Origin of the sequence: Paenibacillus sp. GXUN7292 (genome assembly GCF_050864975.1) — a bacterium.
Lineage (GTDB): Bacteria > Bacillota > Bacilli > Paenibacillales > Paenibacillaceae > Pristimantibacillus.
On the sequence record NZ_JBOZWO010000026.1, the window covers coordinates 42,265 to 61,839 of the forward strand.

Annotated in this window: 15 protein-coding genes; 7 read left to right on the forward strand and 8 right to left on the reverse strand. The window is 45.8% G+C overall.

The features are described from left to right. Nucleotide 1: 1 nt before the first annotated feature. The 4 genes from ACRRU2_RS19410 to ACRRU2_RS19425 all read right to left on the reverse strand — a co-directional run bounded on the left by ACRRU2_RS19410 (nt 2) and on the right by ACRRU2_RS19425 (nt 6,305). On the reverse strand, nt 2-919 hold the full coding sequence (locus tag ACRRU2_RS19410) for an ABC transporter permease (protein ID WP_432504298.1): 918 nt from the start codon (nt 917-919) through the stop codon (nt 2-4). A 77-nt stretch (nt 920-996) separates the two neighbouring features. Beyond that, nucleotides 997-2,646 carry an extracellular solute-binding protein gene (locus ACRRU2_RS19415; RefSeq protein WP_432504215.1) on the reverse strand — a complete coding sequence of 550 codons (1,650 nt, stop codon included), beginning with the start codon at nt 2,644-2,646 and terminating at the stop codon, nt 997-999. Between the two features lie 924 nt (nt 2,647-3,570). Beyond that, nucleotides 3,571-5,445: an FAD-dependent oxidoreductase gene (locus ACRRU2_RS19420; protein WP_432504217.1), complete on the reverse strand. Its 1,875-nt coding sequence runs from the start codon at nt 5,443-5,445 to the stop codon at nt 3,571-3,573. Further along, nucleotides 5,442-6,305: a hypothetical protein gene (locus tag ACRRU2_RS19425; protein ID WP_432504219.1), complete on the reverse strand. Its 864-nt coding sequence runs from the start codon at nt 6,303-6,305 to the stop codon at nt 5,442-5,444. Before ACRRU2_RS19425 ends, ACRRU2_RS19420 begins: the two co-directional genes overlap by 4 nt. 303 nt (nt 6,306-6,608) lie before the next feature. On the opposite strand from ACRRU2_RS19425, the gene ACRRU2_RS19430 reads away from it, so the two are divergent. The 3 genes from ACRRU2_RS19430 to ACRRU2_RS19440 all read left to right on the forward strand — a co-directional run bounded on the left by ACRRU2_RS19430 (nt 6,609) and on the right by ACRRU2_RS19440 (nt 8,698). Continuing rightward, nucleotides 6,609-7,421, forward strand: coding sequence for an SDR family NAD(P)-dependent oxidoreductase (locus ACRRU2_RS19430; RefSeq protein ID WP_432504221.1), 813 nt, complete (start codon nt 6,609-6,611; stop codon nt 7,419-7,421). A gap of 55 nt (nt 7,422-7,476) precedes the next feature. Continuing rightward, a complete protein-coding gene (locus ACRRU2_RS19435; RefSeq protein ID WP_432504223.1) occupies nt 7,477-8,211 on the forward strand; it encodes an SDR family NAD(P)-dependent oxidoreductase in 735 nt (244 codons plus the stop codon). A 67-nt stretch (nt 8,212-8,278) separates the two neighbouring features. Continuing rightward, nucleotides 8,279-8,698 (forward strand): MarR family winged helix-turn-helix transcriptional regulator, encoded by a 420-nt coding sequence (locus ACRRU2_RS19440; protein ID WP_432504225.1) that lies wholly within the window; start codon nt 8,279-8,281, stop codon nt 8,696-8,698. A 285-nt stretch (nt 8,699-8,983) separates the two neighbouring features. Here ACRRU2_RS19440 and ACRRU2_RS19445 read toward each other — a convergent pair whose 3' ends face one another. The 3 genes from ACRRU2_RS19445 to ACRRU2_RS19455 form a co-directional block, all read right to left on the reverse strand. Then, nucleotides 8,984-12,439 carry a polysaccharide lyase family 8 super-sandwich domain-containing protein gene (locus ACRRU2_RS19445; protein WP_432504227.1) on the reverse strand — a complete coding sequence of 1,152 codons (3,456 nt, stop codon included), beginning with the start codon at nt 12,437-12,439 and terminating at the stop codon, nt 8,984-8,986. Between the two features lie 138 nt (nt 12,440-12,577). Further along, nucleotides 12,578-13,432, reverse strand: a complete 855-nt coding sequence (locus ACRRU2_RS19450; protein WP_331702320.1) for an ABC transporter permease — start codon at nt 13,430-13,432, stop codon at nt 12,578-12,580. Beyond that, nucleotides 13,429-14,346, reverse strand: a complete 918-nt coding sequence (locus ACRRU2_RS19455) for an ATP-binding cassette domain-containing protein (protein ID WP_432504229.1) — start codon at nt 14,344-14,346, stop codon at nt 13,429-13,431. The genes ACRRU2_RS19450 and ACRRU2_RS19455 overlap by 4 nt, the downstream gene beginning before the upstream one ends. Before the next feature lie 338 nt (nt 14,347-14,684). Between ACRRU2_RS19455 and ACRRU2_RS19460 the strand changes: the two genes are divergently transcribed. Genes ACRRU2_RS19460 through ACRRU2_RS19470 form a run of 3 tightly spaced genes read left to right on the forward strand, consistent with a single transcriptional unit; the run spans nt 14,685 to nt 16,635 of the window. Next, a complete protein-coding gene (locus ACRRU2_RS19460; protein ID WP_331702322.1) occupies nt 14,685-15,047 on the forward strand; it encodes a GntR family transcriptional regulator in 363 nt (120 codons plus the stop codon). Beyond that, nucleotides 15,047-15,922, forward strand: a complete 876-nt coding sequence (locus ACRRU2_RS19465; RefSeq protein ID WP_432504233.1) for an ABC transporter ATP-binding protein — start codon at nt 15,047-15,049, stop codon at nt 15,920-15,922. The genes ACRRU2_RS19460 and ACRRU2_RS19465 overlap by 1 nt, the downstream gene beginning before the upstream one ends. Beyond that, nucleotides 15,919-16,635 carry a hypothetical protein gene (locus ACRRU2_RS19470; RefSeq protein ID WP_432504236.1) on the forward strand — a complete coding sequence of 239 codons (717 nt, stop codon included), beginning with the start codon at nt 15,919-15,921 and terminating at the stop codon, nt 16,633-16,635. The genes ACRRU2_RS19465 and ACRRU2_RS19470 overlap by 4 nt, the downstream gene beginning before the upstream one ends. 262 nt (nt 16,636-16,897) lie before the next feature. Here the strand turns inward: ACRRU2_RS19470 and ACRRU2_RS19475 are convergent, their stop codons facing one another. Beyond that, complete coding sequence (locus tag ACRRU2_RS19475; protein ID WP_331702325.1) at nt 16,898-17,410, reverse strand: YwhD family protein; 513 nt, start codon at nt 17,408-17,410, stop codon at nt 16,898-16,900. Nucleotides 17,411-17,515: 105 nt separating this feature from the next. On the opposite strand from ACRRU2_RS19475, the gene ACRRU2_RS19480 reads away from it, so the two are divergent. Beyond that, nucleotides 17,516-19,549, forward strand: coding sequence for a M1 family metallopeptidase (locus ACRRU2_RS19480; RefSeq protein ID WP_432504239.1), 2,034 nt, complete (start codon nt 17,516-17,518; stop codon nt 19,547-19,549). Nucleotides 19,550-19,575 lie beyond the last annotated feature (26 nt).

The following is a 19,575-nucleotide window of genomic DNA, read 5'->3' on the forward strand; positions in this document are numbered from 1 at the left end:
TCTACCATAAGCTCGTCTCGCTTACCTTGCGGCTAAACCAATTTGCAAATATAAGCAGTATAAAGTTAATAGAGGATTGGAACAGCCCTACAGCCGTTGCATAGCTGAATTCCATCGACGACGTCAAGCCTCTTCGATAAACGAACGTATTTATGACATCCGCTGTAACATATGTGTTCGGATTGTACAGCAAAATAATTTTTTCAAAGCCGATATCCATCATGCTTCCTATTTTTAAAATTAATAAAATGACGATAATCGAAGAAATGCCCGGCAAGGTGACATGCCACATCTGCTTCATGCGCCCTGCGCCATCCATTCTGGATGCCTCATACAGCTCTGGATTTACACCGCTGATAGCAGCCAAGTAAATGATAGAGCTCCAGCCAACTGACTGCCAAATTTCCGATATAATATAGATCGGCCGGAAAAACTCCGGATGCCCAAGCATCGCTGTCCGATCCATGCCAAGCCATACCAATATGTCGGTAATAAAACCATCGCGGGAAACGAATTGTGTGATCATTCCCCCAATTACGATTAGCGATATAAAATGCGGCAAATAAGTTACCGTCTGTACAATCCGTTTGAACCACGGCCCTATTAATTCATTTAACAGCAGGGCAAATAAAATGGGGGCTGGAAAAACGAATACTAACTGATATACATTAAGCAGCAATGTATTTTTAATCAGTCTCCATACATAGTAGCTGCTGAAAAAGTCTTGAAAATGCTTAAAGCCCACCCAGGAGCTATCCAATATGCCTTTGGCTACATGGAAATCCTTGAATGCAATAATTGCGCCATACATCGGTGCATATTGAAAAATAAGATAGTACAGTACGACAGGAAAAATCATAATGTACAAGTATTTATGTGATCGATAGTCTTTACGAAGTGCATTTGTCCATCGGTTCATCATAGCATTTCCTCACCACTCAATCCTTCTGAAAGTAATCGGGAAGCGACCTCGTCTCTTCCCGATATAGGACTCTTCTATCGCTTTTCGTAGCGTTCTACAGCTGCCTGCTTCATTTCAATAGCCCGGTCAATTTTCATCTTTTTCAGCTGCTCAACATATGCATCAAACTTGTCTAATGACTCAGTGCCCATAATAAATTTTAAAAACATTTCTTCGCGGTACGTGTTAATCTCTGCCATAATCGTAGCCAGCTCATTAGCTTCCTCTGGCGTATGGCTGATTAGAGGCAAACGGGTCTGGTAGGCATTTTGCTGATACTTGCTGAATGTGATAGACGCATCCTTTTGCTGCTCATAACCGTAGTATTGCTCAGAATAACGATCATCGCCAACAAAGCCAATGGCAGGCGTCGCTACACGCAAATATTTGTTCATCGCATCGCTCACCGATAAGCCGTCCGGATTTTTCAAAATGAGGTCAGAATATTGCGGATAGCCATTTACATCATTAAAGGTTACGCCCTCTACGCCAAAGGATTTAAGAATATGTCCCTCATCGGTGTAATAGTAATCCAGCCATTTCGCCGTTTCCTCAATATTTTTGTTTGCCGTTGTAATCCCTACGCTGCCTTGTCCTCTAAATTCATAGGAGGTTGAAATAAAATGCGGCTCGTCTGCGGCATTGAGCACTGGGAACTGTACGCCTATCAAGTTATAGCTTGGGTCTTTTTCCTGCAAGGCAGGCAAGTATTTGCCCATTCCGCTGCCGATATATGCGAAGAAAGCTCCCGTTTTTCCATTGACAACCTTAGCATCAAGCGCTGCGCTGTCCTGCGTTGAAAAATCAGGGTCAAGCAAGCCCTCGGCATACCACTCGCTAAGCAGCTGCAAATATTGCTTGTAGCCAGCTTCTATAGGTCCATATTTGACTGCTCCGTTATCCAAATAAAATTCTGTACTAACACCGAAAGCGCCATTAAATTGCTGTAAATTCAAATTGCTTAGTGATAGGGTGAGCGGCGCTGCAGCTGATTTCTTTTCCTTAAAGGCACGCAGCATATTCGTCCAATCCTCAACCGTTTGCGGCTCGCTGATGCCAAGCTCCTTGAGCCAGTCCTCGCGTACGACAAGACCGCCTGATACGCCATGATTGCCGATCCCGATACTTGGAAAAACATACATTTTTCCAGCGTCTGTACTAATTTGCTTTTTCATTTCTGGATGCTCATCCAAATATTTTTTCAAGTTCGGGGCATGCTTGTCGATAATTTCATTCAGCTCAATAATGACATTATCTGCAAGCGCTTTCTCAGGGCCGCCGGGATAGGCGGTGAAATTGTATTCGATCATATCCGGGTACTTGCCGGAGGCGATCAGCAGGTTAAATTGCTCCTTTTCGCTGCCGACAGCAGGATGCTCGAAGTTAATATGAACACCGGTTCTCTTCTCCAGCTCTTGATAAAATAAAGCATCGTTATACGTCTGCAATGTTCTTGACGGGCTTGCTCCAAGCTCCGACCAATAAGATAAAGTAATATTTTTCTTTGCATCGCCTGCTGACGGCTGCGCAGCGTTCGAAGCTGAAGGCGAGCTGCCGGGCGATTGCGATTCCTTTGCTCCTCCGCCTGTGCCGCATGCCGTTAGGCCAACCATAGACATAATCAGCAAGCTCGCTAGCATAAAGCGTGTACGTCCTGCTTTCTTTCCGATTCCTGTATCCTTCATTATGAACAGACCTCCCTAATCGTATATGAGCGCTTGTTCCAGCTCGCTTTTAATATACGGCAAGCGGATGCAGGCTGTAGATAGGCAATGCTTTAAGCGATAGTCAACGTATGACAATTCAGCATGAGCATTTGTTGCAGCGATGTGCATCTGTTGTAGCGATGTGCATCAGTTGCAGTGATGTGCATCAGTTGCAGCGATGTGCATCTGTTGTAGCGATGTGCATCAGTTGCAGTGATGTGCATCAGTTGCAGCGATGTGCATCTTTTCCGGCGATAAGCATCTTTTGTAGTGATGAGCATCTTTTGATTGTAATCGAAAGAACGACACTGCGATCAAGTTTGGGCTTCCAAACACGGACACTTCTGCTCCCCCAGACCCAATCCTGCTCTCCGTTCCCCTTTCTATTGCTTACATAGTTGCCCGCAATGAATCGACTTGGACACACGTTCCGTTATTTGCTTTAAAACCGCCATTTTTTCAATTTCGCGGTCACACGTTCCGCTATTCGGCTCAAAATGGGGCTCGGGAGGCGATATATAGGTCAATAGCGGAACGTCTGTCACTTTACCTCCTCAAAACTGCGATTTTGGGCGCAATAGCGGAACGTCTGGCCAGCTAGGGTAACTGTCGATTCATTTCGAATTAGATAACAAGCATCGGTTGCCCCCATTGAATCGACATGGTCACACGTTCCTTTATTTACTTTAAAACCGTCATTTTTTTAATTTCGCGGTCACACGTTCCGCTATTCGGCTCAAAATGGGGCTCAGGAGGCGATTTATAGGTTAATAGCGGAACGTCTGTCACTTTACAACCTCAAAACTGCGATTTTGGGCGCAATAGCGGAACGTCTGGCCAGATAGAAAAACTGTCGATTCATTGTGTATGAGAATAACGAGCAATGTTAAAGCAATTAAATTACTATTGCTGCTTTTCTTGCCAAGCTTCGAACTGACTATAGGCGATGCTTCTAATGGTTTCCGCCATATTGTACAGCACATCCTTGCTTGGCTTAAAGGTAATATACAGGCTAAATTCGGGATCATCGATTACTGCCCGGATCTCTCGCTCTATTAAGCTTCTATGCGCTGGATATTGCTCTGCAATACGAAATAAAGCAGCCACAGCAAATGTAAAGTATTGAAAGTAATATTCGTCGTCATGGTTAATAAACTCTGCATCCGTAGACACATTGGAAAATTGCTCTCTCGTATGCAAAATATTCACAAGCTCTGGTACTATCTCTTCATCACGCAGCTTGCCGAGCAAATATATTGCGGCATAGCCTCTTGCCTGATTATATTTCCGGCTGGATTTCGGGAAAAATGGGTCTCGCTCCTGAACAATTGTTCTTAACACCGGTATTGCGCTGCTGTCCCCCAGCAGTGCTAGCGCAAATGCGCTGTGGCGCTGTAGATGAAGCTCATCCTCCGAAGCAAGCCAATTCCGAAGCTGAGGGCGAATAGCGTCCCCCATGTTTCTTGCCGACCAAATCGCAATGCCTGGCTTCTCACTCGCCAGCCCGCTGCTAATCGCCTGCTCATCTGTAAGCCAGCCACGTATCGGTTCATGATGATCGTTGCTGGGAACTCCGTAGCGGAGTCCCACATGGTTCGCTTCCTGCAAGCACCCTGTAGTCATCAGCAGCTCCTTCAGCTCTGCATATGGCACTTCACGCAGCGGAACATTATGCCGGATAGCGAGCAGCGCCGCCATAGCTGCAGCCTCGCCGCATTTTTGCATATCCCGTTTCATGCGAACGCAAGCTGCCAGATCGTGATCGATGCCCAGCGATCTTCCTGCGACCAGCAAGCCGTCGATCTCTTTCGGAATAAGCGCGCCCAGCGGAATAGGAACAGAGAAATTAACGCCCCACAAGCCGGCGCCTACGATCCAGTCCTGCTGCAGCTCACTTTCAAAAGCGACATCCTTGCCATGATTGTCCAAATTAGAGTAGGCATAGAACAAAGGTTCCTCGGTCAAGCTGCCAGTAATGAAATTTTCAAAAGTAACATTTTGCTCTCCGATAATAAATTTCCCTTCACGTACGCCAAGCAGCGGAGCAAGCTTTACAAACTTCGGCTCCTCAGAAAAAACATCTGGCTGATGCGTCCAGCAGCAGGCGGATTGAATAACTTGCTTAGAGAAGCTGCTGCTGTCCTCGCAATCCACATATCCTGAATCGGTGTAAAACGTCTTCACCGCATTATTTTCAATCCATACAATAGCATTGGAAAAAGGCTGCATTTTGCCATCCAGCTCTCTTCCCTTGTGAAAGGCAACCCCTGCCATGCTGCTTACTTCCGCTTCGCCAGTACAATCTATGACGACCTGCCCCTCAGCCGAGCTTATACCATTGGCACCAATAAATCGTACACCCTTCACTGCATTGTTCTGCATATAAACACCGATTACTGTGGCGCTATAGCATATGGTAACACCCGCAGCCACCATCCTCTGCTCAAGCGCTATTTTTTTCAAATCGGCACTTACACCAGCAGCCTTCGTATAATCTGCCAGCTTAGCTAGCCTTTGCACCTCTTCATCGATCTCTTCAAACAAGCCGCCTTTATTGCCAAAATAATAACCGATAACCGCCCCGACCGTTCCCGTTCCTCCCATAGCCGAAAGCCGCTCCAGCCCTAATACCTTTAGTCCTTGCTCAGCAGCAGCAATAGCGGCAATCGCTCCTGCCGTGCCTAGACCGACTACGATAACATCATAACGATCAACAGGTGAATTGAGCTCTGCATTACGCTTGACTAGTTTGCCTTCTACACGCTCTGAAATGATCATATCGCCCCGTTCTCCTTTCCCCACTCCATTCCTTCATCCATAGCCAGCAGTGGATTGGCATAAGCTGCCGACGGCATCCAATACCAATTACGATCTATTTCATGCGGTCCTCTATTTGGAGCATAGTCAAACTGATCGGCTACGGTTGCCAGCGACCAGCCTTCCAGCTCTGCTGGCCGATTGGCCCAAAATTGATGTATTTTTTTCCTGGCAGTAATCCAGTCATCATCAGCAGCGAGCGGAATGCTAATATAACCTTCCGATTCAAAGCGCCCCCGCTTAAAGGAAAAGCGATCCTCATGAAACTCTGACGATCCGCCGAAAGCACTGCTTGCCAGTGCAGATACAGAGCCATGCTCATTTTTTTTGGCATGCAGCAAAGCTCCAATTCTTTTCCTTCCTGTATGCATACGCACAGGGCCAGTCAGCTTCTCGGATGATGTATCTATAATCCGATTGGCGACAAGCTCACTCATGCCAGAACCATCGTATAAAACAATTTTATAGCCGCTGCCGGCATGCTCGACACTGACTACTTCCGTCAACAATCGAACAGGCAGCTCTTGATCGCGTGCCAGCTGATATAAAATCGGCGTTATGCCTGACAAATGCACTCTGCCTTCGCTAGTCAGTACATTTCTTCTTTTCAGCTTGTCACGCAGCATTTTTACTGCTTGATGACGCTCAGTCTCTAGCTCCCAATTAACTCCAGGCTTATATGCATAAGTAAATTCATGTCCAAGCGTTATTTCTCTCTCTATTAACAGAGACGGTCTGTTTTGCTTCTGCAGCTCCCCTATTAAACCGATTCCTGTGAACGTAGCGCCAACAACTAACGTATCTACCTGCCTTACACCCATCGTTTGTTCCTACCTCCCATGGCAATTGTTGCAGCTGTTTCTCCGAATTATAGGAATGGCCAATGCATATTGTAAATGTTCATCTCTTGCAGCAATAGCCATTTAATGAGGTTTAAGCTTTATAAAGCAAGCTGGCTCTGTTGTAGAGCTATATAAGATTACCATCCATTTTGCAATAACAAAAATATACATTGCGCTATAAAAAGTACAGTGTTATTATTTAGGCATAAAATATTTAGATATCTAAATAATATGCAAGCTTATAACACTTAACTTAAGTTCCAAGAAAGGAGCAGATAAAATATGGCAAGAATGAGCAGCAAGGTGGCGCTTATTACTGGAGGAGCTTCGGGGATTGGCTTGTCCACCGCCAACTTGATGGCGCGAGAAGGTGCAAAAGTAGTCATTGCAGATTTTAATGCCGCGGGAGCCAAAGCAGCAGCAGATCAAATAAAATCCCAAGGCGGAGAAGCAGCTGGCATTTTTCTTGACGCCGGCGATGAAGCGTCGATAAAAGAAGCAGTTGAATATACAGTACACGAGTTTGGCAAAATTACATGTCTTTTTAATAATGTAGGCTTGACCAATTTAAAAAAGGATCTGGATGTCGTTAACGTTGATCTCGAAGAATGGGACAGACTTATGAATGTGAACTTGAAAAGTGTGCTGCTCGGCAGCAGATTTGCTATTCCTCATATGATTCAAGCTGGAGGAGGTTCGATTATTAATACAGCTTCTATGGCAGGCTTCGCAGGGGATGTTGTGCGGTCTGCATATGGAGCCTCGAAGGCGGGGGTCATAAATCTTACAAAATATATTGCTGCCCAGCATGGGAAGAACAACATTCGCTGCAATGCCGTAGCGCCTGGACTAATTTTAACACCGGCAGCCAAAAATAATATACCTCCTGCTCTATTGGACATCTTCGCGAAGTATAACGCACTGCCTTATCATGGAGAGCCGGATGATATTGGCTATACCGTCCTGTTCCTGGCTTCGGATGAATCCAAGTTTATTACGGGACAGACGATTCAGGTCGAGGGCGGGCATTATATTGCCAATCCAACTATCCCAGATTTTGAGCAAATGACGAAAACCGCACAAAGCAGCCAATAACAGCTAAAATGCGATTTTATGAAAAAAACATTAAATTAGGTTAGGAGAATGAGTCATGGGAAGATTGAACAATAAAGTTGCGATTATTACCGGTGGAGCATCGGGTATCGGGGAAAGCATGGTCGATTTGTTTGCGCAAGAAGGTGCTATCGTCATTGCCGCAGATATCAACGAAGCAGCACTGGAAAAAGCTAGCCAGAAACAGAACGTGTACGGTATGAAGCTCAATGTTGCCTCCGATGAGGATTGGCAGGCGCTCGCGAAGGCAGTAAACGAGCGCTTTGGCAAAATCGATATTCTAGTTAATAACGCAGGCATTTCTTCCGAGAAGCCATACCAGGAAATCAATGCGGACGATTGGCAAAAAATGCTTACCATTAACGGCTTTGGCCCGTTTGCCGGTATGAAGCATGTCACTCCGTATATGGCAGCCCAAAACAAAGGCTCCATAATTAACATTTCATCCTATACCGCATTAATCGGCCAAGGCTTTAATCACTACTCGGCGTCCAAGGGAGCGGTGCGCGCAATATCGAAAGCGGCCGCGGCTGCGTTCGGCCGTCAAGGCATTCGGGTTAACGCTCTGTTCCCAGGAATCATTGAAACGCCAATGACTCAAGCTCTCAGCACTTCAAAGGAATTGCTTGGACGATTGATTCAGGCTACTCCGTTGCAGCGTCTAGGTCAAGCTAGCGATATTGCTCAAGCGGCATTATTTCTCGCATCCGATGATTCTTCATACATTACTGGCTCCGAATTAGTCATTGACGGTGGATACTCTGCACAATAACGTGTAATATTATGACAGCCCTTAATTTTAAATTATGGGCTGTCATTTATTTGGCCAGGAGGCTTTTATGGAAGATAAAACTATTTTTGAACTTATACATGATATGGACAAATTTACAAATCAATTGATCGTTCAATGGAATATTAACTTTAATGAAGACCTCGGTATCTCACACGTCCTTGTGCTTAGCCATCTGAAAAATAACGGAAAAAGCCGGCCATCGGACATAGCGAAAATATTGGGGCTGACTCCGCCTACGCTCAGTTATTTGTCAGATAAACTCGTCCGTAAAAAACTAGCTGTCAGAACGGCGGATGAATCGGACCGCAGAATTATTTTTTTGGAGATTACCGACGCAGGGGTTGCCCTCCTTGAAAGAGCAACAGCGGAGGGGCAAAGGCTGCGCAGAAATCTTTTCGAGAAATTAGACGAGCAAGAAAGAGAACTGCTGGCCAAGCTTTATAAAAAGCTGAATAACGAGGATTAGATCCAGCATACTAAATGGTGGCAAGGATAAACGGCTTCGCCGCCAAAGCTTATAATTCAGTTTTCGCAGGAGAAAATTACAGATAGCCTTGATGCAGTCAAGAAATGATGCAAAAATACATCATATTTTTCAGATTTGCTCCCACCAGCTGTACATATCTGATTTAGGCAGCTATATTATGACTTATCTGCTGAATTAAGCTGTGAAAGTTGAGTTATAAATCGTTATATTCCTGCAAAAGGCACCCGGCCGGGTGCCTTTCATTTAGATTGCCTAATTCAATGCCTACTCTAATTCAAAATGTGCCGTTAATTGCTGCCCCGTTAAAATGCGGAACGTAAAGGCCGCATCCAGTGACACTTCATTATTGTGCTCATCCGTCCATTTTACAAATCGATAGCCCGCTGCAGGGTTTGCAGTTACAGTAACAAATGTGCCTTCTTCAAAACTGCCGCTTCCTGCTACTGCTCCGCCCGCCGAGGTGTTGGCCTGCAAATCGACCTGGAACATATAGGGGTCAAATCGATACGATTGAATGAGAACATACGGGGCATATTGCGCATGCTCGCGGGATGTTAGCGTAACGAACGAGCTCGGCCCGTCCATGTACAAACTGGCAATGCCATCGCCCTGCCGCTCACTTTTCACGTATTCCATTATATCAAACTCGCGATACTTATAGGTTGGGTCAAAGCTTGCGCTTGCAATTAAACTGCCATACGATGGCCTATTATTCCAAGTGATCCCGCTCTCTGACCAGCTGTCATCAGCTACGCTGAAGAGCTTAAGCTCTGTCGTGCCGCCTGAAGCAGCCGTCAATGCTCCGTATAAATAAAGCTTAGCATCGAACATATTAGGATTCGCCGCTGACACGTCCAGCTTCGTATAAGCACGCCGGTCAAAATCTCCTCCGCTTTTCACCGTTTCGAGCCTAGTATCGCTTCCATAATTAATTGTGCTGTATGCTCCGCTTCTTACATATGCATCTTCGGAAATATCCAGTCTGGTCACGACAGGCTGCCCATATGCAATCGCCAGTTCAACCCTTTTCGCAATCGTGCTGCTTCCGATGGTAATGTCTATAAATATTTGAACTTGGCCGCCGCTCTCGGCCGTAACCACTCCGTTGGCATCAATCGTTACCGTGTTAGGATTGTCGCTGCTATAAGCAACCGTTGCGGACGTATTTAAATCGATAAAGGAGCCGTCTTCCCGCTTCGCTTGCACCTCTATAGAAGCCTGCTCGCCGACAAACACAATCGGCTTATCAATCGACACACTCACCTCGTCAAGCAAAGGTCCTTCAAAGTTCGGTGCAGGCGCGTTGCTGTCATAAGCCAGCTTGAAATGATGCGTGCGCCCCTTTGCGCCATTTGTATCTACTTCTATTTTAATGTTTGGCTCCGTCCGCAGCACCGTAACAGAGGAATCCTTGCTGATCACCGATACGCCCTTTTTATTTACTTCATACACCAGCTTCTGGCTCAAATGAGTCGGATCAGAAACAGCAAAGCTTAATTCACCCGCTTCGTCCTTTACCATCACAGATGATGGCTGATACGACCAAATAAAATCGAACTGACCGCCTTGCCAGAAATTGATGCCTGTAAGCTTGAGATTCTTTTCTGTAACCGCCTGTATGTTTTTAGTATTTTGCAATATTTCTATATCAGGATTGCTGCTGTAGCTTTGCGTCTCTTGGCTGCTGCGATTCGGCAGCAAAATATAAGCATACTGCGCATCGGCCGGGCTGCTGCCATGATCCATCCACAAGGTCAAATAGTTCCGGGTAACGTCGGGATCGGGATTCGGCAGGCTCGACACGGTCAAATCTCCCCATTTGCCAGTCCTCGCTTCTCTTAATCCTTGCAGCTCAGCGCCTTGCGGAAATATATAGCCAATATCAGAACCAGGCACGTTTCCTGCCAGATGCGCCCACTGGATACCGTTCATGGTCTCCGACCAGCCTAATTGCTGCGGCTTCAGCTGTCCGTCAACAGTAAGAATATTATTGCCGCTTGCATTAATCTTCCGGTTTTCTACGATCGTTTCAATCGCACGATTATCGTCGCTAGTAATGCCGGCCCCTAACGCTACGATTTCATCGTCAAACATGAACCATGATTTTTTGGCGGTCAAGGAGCTCGGCGTCACGACAGCACCCGAGGCGTTCAAATCACCTGAAGCCTTCAAATCCATACCTGCAGCGCCATAGCTGTCTTCAAACGAAGCGCCTCCTACCCAAGCATTTGGGCTTAAATACTCCTTATTGAAGCCAATCCCGATGACACTTCTAGGCAGCGTGTCCACCGTCGTTCCCGGCAAACGGTACGGGTCTACAGTCGGCCAGAAATGGTCGCTGAACTGCAGCAGATCGTTATTGTACAAATAAGTCATGCCGTCTGCCGTATACCAGCTTTTCATATTTACATTGCTGATCGATTCATAATTAAAAATGCGGCTGGAGGACATGCTGAGTCCAAAGCCAAAGTCCGGCCTTAAATGAACGACACGATCCATATTGAAGTATTGCTTATGCTTAATCAGCTCTCCGCGGGATGAAATGGCTGGGTCATTCATTAATTCCTTTGCCATTACTGTATTTTCAAAAGTTGTTCCACTCGTATAAAAGCTGCGCGAAGTATCGCTTTCAATCCAATATTTCAGCATGCTTTTCATTCTTAGTGCATCCGCTGGAGGAGCAAATTTGGATATTTGCAAAATCGCCCCCATGGTAGAATGCCCGATCGCATGATCATGAGAAGCATAACGTGTAATTTCTCGTCCGCGCACCATTTCCATCATAGCGCCCTTATAAATAAGAGGCTCAAAGGCTTCATATACCCAATCGTATATATTGCTTAAATTGGGATCCGTCACTTCCCATGTGCTATTGTCCAATAAAAGCACCAGCCTGGCGATTTCCGCCAGCAGCGCTTTTCCGTAACCCCCATTGTAAGGATGCTTCTCATGCTGGATAAACGAACCATCCGTATAAAATCCATCCCCCTTCTCAACGTAAGCAAGCACATAGCTTAGCGCATCTCTTGCCATCTCCAGCCGTTCCGCAGATTTTGTTATAATGCCGTGATAGGCAACGATCTGCGACTTCCAGACTCGATTGGCCCCTACCTCGACCGTTTTTCCATTCATTGTTCTAAGGGTCGGATCAGGAACAAACTTTTGCACAGCGTTCATATAATTTGTAATTTGAGCTGTAGAGAAATCATCATACATTTTCAAAACGACCATGGATAAGTGGCTTGGAGCTGTAACCTCCCAGTGGTACCAGCTATTAGTTGCTGTCTCATAGCCTTCTGTTTTATTTTCGTTATACCAATTGTTATAGAGCCAGTCCATAGCGGATACGATGTCATCTCTGAGCGATACATTACCTTCCCATATGGAGCCTGCTGTTGCGTAAGCTGTTGCCATAGCGTTTAATCTGGTATAGCTGGTTGCAAAGTTGACAGATTTGGCGGCATCACTTAAATCATTCCATAAATACGTCCGGTTCGGCGTTTTAATCATCGTATTCCAATGATGGGCACCTGTAGATTCGATATTGCTCATTTTAGCTGCGATATCCGGATCATTTAAATCGTAATTAACGTCACCTATAATTCTGGCTCGCAGCATATCGTACTCATCCGCAGCTGTAGCGCGATTATCCTTTACATTCATACCCCCAAACATTAAGATCGCTGCTATAAAAACCGTTATCATTTTAAGATTTCTCATAGTGCACCTCCGAATCTATATTGTAAGCGCTTACTAAAATAGTTTGAAGGCCGCCCGAATTTCTGTAAATATTTAATTCATGATCTGATAGTCATTACATGACAATCAGATCATGAACATAGCTGCTTTCCCGTAAAATCACTTATTCTTTCTTGCAATATTCATTAATGCCAGCAAATAGAATACAACCATTGTAATTAACAAATAGGTAATGCTCATGACTGTGTTTGTTGAAAAGCTGCCAAACTGATAGTGGACGCCCATATCTAATTGAAAGGAGTTAACGGCCTGTTCATCCGCTCCTGAAAAGGATAGCTCCATTGGCCGTTCCAGCATAACCTGACGAAATAGTGCAGCCGCATGGGAAACCGGAAATATTTTAATAAGAAACTGAACAGCTTCAGGCAGCGATCCAATCGGGATATAAATGCCGGTTAAAAAACCGATTAAAGTACCTACTATTGTACCTACAGTTGAAAACGCATTCTGACTGCTAATAAATGAAGAAATAAAGAAAATAATAGAGCTGCTTGCGAGAACAGACAGCACAATAAGACCGAGAACTTGCAGCGCGGATATAAATGAGAGCAATTCCCCTCCCTTGAGATAGATATAGAGCTCTGCAAAGCCAAAAGTAATGACACTCATAATGAGTCCAATTACGATCACACTAATAATGTAACCTGCTGCAATGCTATTTTTACTTACTGGTGCTGCTGCAAAATCTTTAATAATCCTGCTAGAGCGATCCCCTACCATAATGCCGAATGCGCCCAGCGTCGCAGTAATTGAGGTAACAGCCAAAATTCCCGCCATAACCCAGCTATCCACTACAAAGTCAACATGGGTAAGCTGTGTAAAGCTCTTTTTCATCAGGTCGCCCAGAAATATAACATACAGGCCCAAAATTATGAATACTGCCAAAAAGGAAAAAAACACATTGCTCTTGTCTCGAAAAAATATTTTTAAATTGCGTTTGGCCAGTACGTTCATTCTCCTCTAACCCCCGCTCCTGTAAGCTGAATAAATACATCATCCATCGTTCCGCTTATAATCTCCAGCCCCGCTATATGTCTGCGGCAAATATCAATAATGGGCAGCGCTTCGACCGTGCTTCCGATTGCTATATGAAATCTTCCGTTATCCTGCTTATAAGGCACGGCTGCAGCATGAAGAGCTTCTCTTAACGCCGCTTCGTCGTTCGCAACAATTTTCAAGCTGTCCTGGGCATACCGCTCCTTCAGCTCATATGGCGTTCCCCTGGCGATAATTTCCCCGTGGTCCATGACAGTAATATAATCTGCCTGGGCAGCTTCTTCCATATAATGCGTAGTCAAAAATATCGTCATTCCCTGCTCCTGCTGCAGCTCACGAATCGTCTCCCATACGCTTTTCCGTGTTTGCGGATCAAGTCCCGTCGTCGGCTCATCCAAAAACAAAATTTTGGGCGTATGAATTAAAGCACGCGCAATATCTGCCCGTCGGCGCTGTCCGCCTGACAGCTTGCCATACGGACGCTTTATAAAATCGTTAACTTTGGCAATTCGTGCTGCTTTTTCAACCGCTGCGCGCAGCTCAGAACGGGACAAATTATAGAAGCCGCCTCGCACATATAAATTTTCCTCTACCGTAAGGGCATGGTCGAGCAAACTGTCTTGAAATACAATGCCAATAGAGCCTCTTATCCGGTCATCCTCCCGGCCAAGCTCATAGCCGTTTACCCGCACTTCCCCTTTATCACGCTGCAAATAGGTCGTAAGCATATCGATTGTTGTTGACTTGCCTGCGCCATTTGGTCCGAGGAAAGCGAACAAGGCACCTTGCTCCACGTAAAAATCGATTCCGTTTACCGCTTTTAGTTCACCGAATGATTTTTTGAGCTGCTTCACTTCAATTGCTTTTCCCACTGGAATCCTCCTCCGTATTTGAGTGATTTCTAGCCATGATTTGATCGATTAGCCGCTGCAATGATTACTTTCAACCCGCCGGCCGCTCCTTCCGCTCACTAGCTTTGAATTAACAATAACATGTACAAATGACATTGCAATAAGCTTTGAAGTAAGTTGCATAATTTGAGCGGTCACCTGCTAAAGCCAAAAACGACTGCAGCCAAATTAGCTAATAGGTACTTTTCATTTATTTGGGCTCCATGGTTATAGACAATTCATTCAAATTGATGTATAGTTGGTTACATGAGTAACCAACCGTTCAACACTTGATTACTTTTAGAGAAAAGAGGTCCTTGATGAAACCGACATTGGATGAATCTCAACCAATCTTTCAACAGATTGCCCAAATGATCATGGACGAGATTGTGGGGGGCGGATTGAACGAAGAAGAACAAATTCCTTCCGAAAATGAATTATCGCGCTTCTACAACATCAATCGGGCGACAGTACGCAAGGGTCTCCAGGCTTTGGTGGATGGAGGGATTATTTATAAACAGCGTGGAATAGGCATGTTTGTAAAGAGCGGAGCGAAACTGCAACTGTTGAAGGAACGTCAGCGTCACTATCGCGAGCAGTTCGTCCTTCCCTTGTTGGAGGAAGCGAAGAGAATCGGATTAAGCAAGGAATCGGTAGTTCAGTTGATTCTGGAGGAGGAGTAATGATGATATATGTAAACGAGTTAACGTATTCGTACGATAACGTTCCCGTTCTCGAAAAAGTATCGTTCGAAGAGATGGAGCCGGTGATCACAGGGCTGTGGGGGCGCAACGGGGCAGGCAAAACAACGCTGATGAGACTACTGGCCGGCCATCAACGGCCTCAAGGCGGATCGGTGCAGATTAAGGGCTTGGCACCTTACGGAAACCCGGCAGCAGTCCAGCATGTTTGCTACATGCAGGAGGATCATCCGTTCAGCTCGATATGGACGGTACAGAATGCGCTTCGTTTCGGTCAATATTTCAATACCAACTGGGATCAAGCTACGGCAGACCGTCTTGTCGAAACTTTCAGATTGGATCGCAAAAAGAAAATATCCAAACTGTCCAAGGGGATGAAGTCTGCGCTTCAGTTTATTATTGGGCTATCTAGCCACGCCGACGTAACGATACTCGATGAGCCGACGAACGGCCTGGATGCCGGGATGCGAAAGAAACTGTATGAGGCATTAAGGGTAAGCCATGAGGAATCTCCCCGTCTCATTCTGATTTCGACGCATCATATTGAAGAAGTTCAGACGCTCTGTGAATCATTGATCGTAATGCATAAGGGCAAGCTGCTGCATCATCAACTGATTGATGAGTTCCGCGAGCAAGGCATATGGCTGGCTGGCGAACGAAGCGCGGTGACAAATGCTATTGACGGGCATAAAGTGCTAGAGCAAAGCGCGATGGGCTCAAAAATCAGGGTAATGCTAGACGCCCCATATTCGAAGCAATGGAAAGAACACGCGCAAGCCCATGGACTTTCCATTGAGAAAGCAGACTTGCAAAATTATTTGCTGAATTTAACGGAAGATGCGGAGGTAAACGTATGAACTCACAGGGCGCGGTATTCCGATTTATATACGAGGATGCAAGCTGGTATTTTGCCAAACTTATGCTGTTGTTTATTACCGTTCCGTTGACGATCGTATGGATCATCGCCGGCTTGGTCTTTGACCTCGATCAGGGAACGCTTGCCGCGATATCCGGGCCTGCGTATTTCTTTCTTGCCGGTTTCGGGCTTTTCGGATTCAAGTCTCTCTTTTCGATATCGATCGGAATGGGAAGCACGCGCGAGCAATTCCTTAAAGCTTTCTACAGCGTGGGCACAGGGGGCGTAGTTTTCAGCATCTTGTGTCTGAACATTTGCCAATACGCGCTAGTCACGATCTATCAGTGGAATTCGGTAGAAGCCGGTATTCTGCATGTTGCTAGGTTGTTTTTGGATGAGTACCGTTTTTTCGACTATTTGTGGATCGATCTAATGGCGGGCATGGCAAGCTTCGGCCTTTCTTTTTTCTGTTATGCCATCATATATCGGATAGGATTTATCCGCAGCGTCATCATGTTCATGATCGTAACGGTCGCAGGCATATTTCTTTATTATGGAGGCACTATATCCGCGTTGTTCGACTGGATGTCCAATTTCAAGATGAGTGCGATGGCGATCGCTTCATGCATCGGGGCAGTAAGTCTCGCTGCGTTATTCGCCACGTATCCGATGCTGCGCCATGCGCCATTGCATCCGATGCCGAGAAAAGGATAACGAGAATACAATAGATGGACCGCTATTAACAACACACAGCGTCTGAACCGAGTATACGCTCGGCATTCGCAAAACGCAAACGGCAGAGATGCCGTTTTTTGCTGTTTAGGCGTACGCAGGAGCACTTCTCGGTCAAAGTCCGGTTACGCCACAGAAAAAAAGACCCGCCGCAAGCGCAAGCGAGTCTTTTTGATATGCACACCTATTCATAGAATGGCGCAGCCATTCGGCTTGTACAATGCCAATCTATTAACAACGTAAGCTATTCTAACGCTTCCTTCAGCTCGTCAGCAGAGCGTTCCCACCACTCGCCATTATGCTCGATCAGCAGCTTCTTAAGAGCAGCTTTTTCAGCAGAGCCGAGCTCATCCAAGACAATGCGCCTTTTGAGCGCATTATCGAGCTTATTGACATGGTCGGCAAGAATTTTCCAGCCGCGGCGCGCTTCTGGATCGATCCACATCTCACAGGCTGTAGCTCCGCCATAGAACGAGCCATGCTCATCACGGTCCACTGCTACCCATACGATCCAGCATTGGCGCCCATTCGGAGTATCCTCTCTATTCGGCGTAAATTTAATGCCGCGTTCAATCTTGCTCTTTGCATGCAGCGCACCCACATCAATATAGGCCTCGCCTTCATCAATAATAATGCAAGCTACATCGCTTAAATCAATGGAGCCCGCACCAAATCCTCTATGTTTTTTGCCGCCGATAAGATTGAGCGACAAGTTCTTCTTCACCTTCAGCTCAGCACCGTTTTGCTCTTCTGACATCAGTGATCACACCTTTCCCATACAATAATTACATTTTAGCTAATATTCTTCGAATTGCAAACATATACATGCTGTAGATGCTTGTCAACGGGAGGGAATCTGGAAATGCGTCCACGCTATTTGAATGGAATTATAATCGGATCTTTAGCAATCATTATGTTAGGCATCTCATTGCAGGGCGGGTTCGATAAAGCATGGCTATCCCAATTTACTTATGCCTACAAAGATAATCAGCTGACCTCTGAGCTTGCTGCATCTGTTTTTAATCAGCAATTGGCCGAGCCCTCAGCTTCTTCCGCTCAAGATCATCAAATGAATGTACAACCGCCGCCGCAGCAACAGCCGCTTAGCAAACGTGTGGTGGAATACCACATTTCAGTCACATTGCTGGAGCAAACGAGACAGCTGAGCGGAGAGCAAACTGTAACATGGACAAACCCTGGCAAAAAGCCTGTTACAGATTTGTACTTTCACCTTTATCCTAACGCCTTTCGCTCATCCAAAACGACCTTTATGAAGGAGTCTGGCGGAAAACTGCGCCAAGATACCGCAACTGCGAACAGCTATGGCTATATGGATCTGACAAGCCTGCAAACGTTAGAAGGCGATAGCTTGCTGCCCCGTATTCAATATGTGCAGCCTGATGATGGAAACAAGCATGACACGACGTTAATGAAGCTTCGGCTTCCTGATCCGGTTATGCCCGGCAAATCCGTTACGCTCAAGATGGGCTTTGATGTCAAGCTGCCTGAAGTTTTTGCCCGCATGGGTTATTCAGGGGACTTTGTTATGGCTGGTCAATGGTTCCCGAAAATAGCCGTCTATGAAACGGCTGGTACGAGAGACCGCTCGGCCGAAGGCTGGAATCTCCATCAATATCATGGCAATTCTGAGTTTTACAGCAGCTTCGGTATTTATAGTGTCAAAATCAATGTGCCGGAGAAGCATATTGTTGCCGCAACCGGGTTTCAAACAAAGCCAGCTGTAACAGAAAGCGGACGCAGTATTTATCAATTTTACGCGGAGGATGTGCATGACTTTGCTTGGGCAGCTTCTCCTGACTTTATCTATAAGGAGTTTTCCTTCTCTGAGGACAACATTCCCGGCATGCGCATTAAACTGTATTTGGATCCTGCGCACAGTGAACTTACAGAACGCTATATTCATGCTGCGAAATCGTCGCTTACCAAGCTTGCAAAATGGTACGGGCCTTATCCATACAGCACATTGTCAGTAATCGTGCCGCCGAAGCAGGCTGGCGGCGCCGGAGGAATGGAATATCCAACCTTGGTAACAGCATTTGCAGCCGACAAGGAAAATCCAGGCTATGAGCTGGAGCGTGTAGTGGCGCATGAAATTGCCCATCAATACTGGTACGGCATGGTTGCTTCCAATGAGTTTGAAGAAGCATGGCTTGATGAAGGCTTTACTTCGTATGCAGAGGATAAAATTATGGAAGCCGTATATGGCGTATTGCCTAATCTCCGTATGGAAGCCAGCTATATGACAGATCCTGCCCCGTTAAAGCAGGAATCCTGGGGCTATAAAAATCATCAGCAGTACGCAGAAAATGTGTACATGCGCTCCAAGCTTGTGCTGCTCGATATTGAAAACCAAATTGGCGCTAATCAGATGAACAAAATACTGCGAACTTATTTTAAAACGTATAAGTTCAAGCATCCAACAACGAGTGACTTTCAAAAAATAGTCGAAACGATTACAAAAACAGACTGGTCTGACTACTTCAACAGCTTTGTCTACAACAACAAGATGGCTGACTTTGAAGTTGAAGCGATTAAAGTAAAAACGATTCGCTCAGGAGAAGAAGAAAGCTATGAATCGCTAGTTACCGTAAGGCGCAACGGTGAGATGAACGGCTCTATCCCGATCGTGCTGAAATTTACAGACGGCACTACCAAAACTAAAGTTTGGAATGCTGAACAAGCGCGCATTCAAATTAAAGAGGTGCACAGCGCTCCGCTGGAATGGGCGGCAATCGATCCTCAGCAAAGCAACATGCTCGACAATAAGCTTATTAATAATTATATGAAAGCGGAGCTGCCTTCCGAAGCAAGGTCACGCTGGAATCTAGGTGTCGTCAGATTTGTAGAGGGCATACTGAAGAGCTTGGCATGGTAACTATTTATAGTTCAAGGAGCGATTTT